Consider the following 3514-nt stretch of genomic DNA (forward strand, 5'->3'; position numbering starts at 1 on the left):
ATGTCGTATAATGACTTTAGAGCTGGAAAAAAAGAAAAAACAGACTTTACGGTACAGTTTTTATGTTGTATAATGGCACTAAAGGACCAAAAAAGACAAAAAAGGGGGTACGAATATGAAAAAGCTTGGGTACAAAAAGATGGTTGATCCAAACACAGGTGAAGTCCAGACTTTTATACTCATTGGACATGAATTTGAAGACACAGACTTTGTGAAAGTTCCGTTTATTTCGCTCGAACTATTGATGCAAGACAAGGATATGTCGAAATCAGCAACAAGGATACTTGCTTATATTATACGGCACAAAATCAGCTTCGACAACTACAGCTTTGTTCTTTCATACGAGTATGACATTGCAGGGAACATCGTCATGTCGGAAAGGCAATTCCACAGAGCTGTAAACACCCTTATTGACAAGAAGCTTATTGTCAGACTTGGCAGAGCACGCTACATGCTAAACCCACGTTTCTTCAGGTACGGCACGGTAGAACAGCTCAGGAAGTTTGAAGAGCAATATGACAAAGTACAAAAAAGGAAGGGTGAGAAGGAATGTTAACGAAGCAGGAGCTTGTCCAGAAGCTACTTGAAATCAAGCAACTGTGCTTTTACATCGAAGAAGACGAAGCAAAACAGATTGAAAACATCGTCGAAGACCTACTGAGCAAGATCCAGAACGTAAAGTTAAACCAGCTGAAGAGACTAGTCCACGCAGAGAGAAAGAAGTACCCCATTGGAACAACAGAGAACCTGTTGTTTCATAATCTCTACGAAAAGCTCAAGGCTACACAACCTGACGACACTGAACGCATCGACAGGTTATACAGGGAATACATCAATCTGGTGAAGGGAGTGAAAGAAGATGCGAAAGCTAACGATTGAGCTGACAGAACAAGAAGCAATGTACCTTCTGGGTTATTTCACAGCAAGAGCTATGGAAGGGTACAGGTTCGACGAATTTGAGCAGGGAATAATCAAGAAACTTGCTGATAAGTGCAACGTTGAATTTGTGTTTGAAAACGGCAAGATTCTACAGGCAAGATACAAAGGCAACCTTTTTTACTGCACTACCCCACAAGAATAGCCTTGAAACGCAAATAAGGTCCTGTAGACGCACAAAAAAAACAGGGGGATATATCAAACATACCCCCTGTTTTTTTATCCACTTTCTTGAGCCTTTATTTGCTTAATCCAAGTAGTGTCTTGCAACAACATCAATCCGATTATGGCCCAGGTCATTTGAAACTTCCCACAATGCCAACCGGTCAAATTCCCTACCATCACTGCGATGATAAAGCCCATCCGCTCTTGTCAACTCTCGAGTAAGTCGTTCTTCCCCTATCTCCCTAAACCTGTCAGGATAGAGTCTTGTCATTCTCTCACGAACAAGATCCTCAATCCTGTCATAAAGCTTTCTCTCTCGACTTATCTCTCTTTCAACTTCTCTATACCGCTCTCTTGCATATTCACGTCTGTACCCATGCACATCCATACGCACAGGTACTCTATCAAAAAGCCTGTCTCTATCTGCTCTCTCCCTTACAATCCGTTCAACTTCCTGTTCATATCTCTGAAGAACATGCACATCCCTTTCGCGTCCGCCTTTCCCATTCTCAACATGCACGTACAGTCTCCCATCTTCCCCACGATATACGTCTCTCGCACTCACATGCTCTAACTCTCTTCTTCTCAGTCCGGTTGCCTTCGCAAAAATGATAATGTCTCTATTTCTCTCTTTGCTAAATTCCCTGTCGTGTTCCCTATACCCCCTGCTTCTTTCAATCTCTTCTCTGTGTCTTGCAGGAAACTCCACCCCAAAATCAGTAGTACGACAATGATACAATTTGGCTAATGCAGCGGCTTCTTTTCTTACGCTCCATGCGCTGTACCCAGAGTCTATATGTCTCTGCAAATACTCAGAAACATACTCCCGTGCCTGCTCTAATGTCTTGCACCCCTTCTCATCTCTCGCCCATTCCGCAAACTCTAAAGCTTCCTTGACATATTCCCTGTACGTCGAAAAACTGAATATTCCTTCTACTCGCGCTGGATTCCATGCTTCACCCAGCGCTTCACACCTTGCTTTCTCTTCCTTCTTCGCTTCATGTTTACTTTCCCCAAATCTTATCATCGAACGATACTCATCCAGCACCTGCCGAATTATCGACTTCTTCCCCACATTATCACCCCCCTGCATAAATATTCAATCGACAAAAAAACACCAGTGCCCACCCAAACCCTTTCAAGGGGGGTTTGCCCTTTCCGAAAGCTGTTGAACCTGTCCAGAATGCTCATGGTATTCCCATGAGCCCACGAACAGTAAACGCACCGTTTTTTGCGTATTCACTTGTCTTCCCCAGTAGCATGTCACGGTACGCACAACCTACTACTGGGCTTTTTCTATGTCATCACGCTCTACTCTCGGCTCGGTGCACGTCAAGCGTGTCAGACGTACACGTCATCGCCCAAGCAAACTCAATTTCGCTAACTTTAGTTTGCGAACTGCTAAACTCTCAGATGTGGTAAAACTCCAAATGGTACACCCCTTACGGTGTACTACCACAGAGCAGAGCGTGATAACAATCCAAGTGTGCTAACGCACAAGTAAAGCGGAATCGGAACGCCGTCCACATTCTCTACCCAACCCAGAAACTACCCGATTCCAACTACTTTGCCAAATTGACAATTCCAAGGATTGCCCAAAAAGTAACCCGCTACCGCGGTTTACTTTTCGGTTCTGAGAATATTATAACTCCTGGCAGACTCTGCTGTCAAGCGGTAAAAAGAAAAAATTGCAAGAAAAGTAACAGCAAAGCACTAACAAAAGCTGACTAACGTCTCAGAAGCTAACAACAGAATGCTAACGCAAGACTAACGGACAGCTCCATGCTAACGCCCGCAAAACAAATTAAGAGTAAGGTCTACTAGGTGGGAGGTTTCCCCTGCCAGTAGTCTCCTGTGGGAAGAAAGTGCCTTTCGTTGGGGTTTAAGGCACACTCAGGGATGAATAATTATGCACGGCTGTATGAATATTGATGCAGTTTTGAAAGCGGTTTCAAAAGAGCTCCAACCCCCTGCGCTTAAATCCTGCTTTAATTTTTTTTGCGGATGTTAGTAAGGAGCTTTTCGTTAGGTTCAGCGTTAGCTAAGTTTTGTTAGCTCTTTTTTCAGCGTTAGCTCAGTGTTGTTAGGGAAATTGGAATGGAGGCAATCGCGAAGCGATTGCCAACCTTTTTTGTTTTGAATTTGAATGAGTTAAAGTTTTGCGTTAGCTTGTTAATTAGCGTTGGGCAGTGTTGTGGACCTTGGGGCGTAAGCTTTTCGTTAGGGTTGCGTTAGCGAAACGTTGTTAAGGGCAGGGTAACTGGAAATTTTGCGACTCTAACGAGTCGGCGGTATATATAAGATATAGAATAAGAATGCCAGCAAAGCCTTGAAAATACTGACTGGTAACTGTCATTTTTGACACCCTAACTGACATTTTTGACAGAAATAATGTCTTGACAAGTCAGTTTTT

The 3514-nt window shown here is 43.4% G+C and carries 4 protein-coding genes; 3 read left to right on the forward strand and 1 reads right to left on the reverse strand.

Features of this window, described 5'->3' with window-relative positions; translation table 11 throughout:
• The first annotated feature begins 115 nt into the window (after nucleotides 1-115).
• Genes CaldiYA01_RS12140 through CaldiYA01_RS12150 form a run of 3 tightly spaced genes read left to right on the forward strand, consistent with a single transcriptional unit; the run spans nucleotide 116 to nucleotide 1081 of the window.
• On the forward strand, nucleotides 116-556 hold the full coding sequence (locus CaldiYA01_RS12140) for a replication/maintenance protein RepL (protein WP_207182897.1): 441 nt from the start codon (nucleotides 116-118) through the stop codon (nucleotides 554-556).
• Nucleotides 550-879 carry a hypothetical protein gene (locus CaldiYA01_RS12145; RefSeq protein ID WP_207182900.1) on the forward strand — a complete coding sequence of 110 codons (330 nt, stop codon included), beginning with the start codon at nucleotides 550-552 and terminating at the stop codon, nucleotides 877-879. Before CaldiYA01_RS12140 ends, CaldiYA01_RS12145 begins: the two co-directional genes overlap by 7 nt.
• The gene (locus CaldiYA01_RS12150; protein WP_207182902.1) at nucleotides 860-1081 is read left to right on the forward strand and encodes a hypothetical protein; all 222 of its coding nucleotides are present in this window, start codon (nucleotides 860-862) and stop codon (nucleotides 1079-1081) included. Before CaldiYA01_RS12145 ends, CaldiYA01_RS12150 begins: the two co-directional genes overlap by 20 nt.
• Nucleotides 1082-1183: 102 nt before the next feature.
• Here CaldiYA01_RS12150 and CaldiYA01_RS12155 read toward each other — a convergent pair whose 3' ends face one another.
• The gene (locus tag CaldiYA01_RS12155; protein WP_207182904.1) at nucleotides 1184-2176 is read right to left on the reverse strand and encodes a site-specific integrase; all 993 of its coding nucleotides are present in this window, start codon (nucleotides 2174-2176) and stop codon (nucleotides 1184-1186) included.
• Nucleotides 2177-3514: the final 1338 nt, after the last annotated feature.

The sequence above is a fragment of the Caldicellulosiruptor diazotrophicus genome (assembly GCF_017347585.1).
GTDB classification, from domain to species: Bacteria; Bacillota; Thermoanaerobacteria; order Caldicellulosiruptorales; family Caldicellulosiruptoraceae; genus Caldicellulosiruptor; species Caldicellulosiruptor diazotrophicus.

What these genes read in the sequence shown, in the direction of transcription:
- CaldiYA01_RS12150 (WP_207182902.1), top strand. Translation starts at nt 860, where the DNA reads ATGCGAAAGCTAACGATTGAGCTGACAGAACAAGAAGCAATGTACCTT.
- CaldiYA01_RS12145 (WP_207182900.1), top strand. Translation starts at nt 550, where the DNA reads ATGTTAACGAAGCAGGAGCTTGTCCAGAAGCTACTTGAAATCAAGCAA.
- CaldiYA01_RS12140 (WP_207182897.1), top strand. Translation starts at nt 116, where the DNA reads ATGAAAAAGCTTGGGTACAAAAAGATGGTTGATCCAAACACAGGTGAA.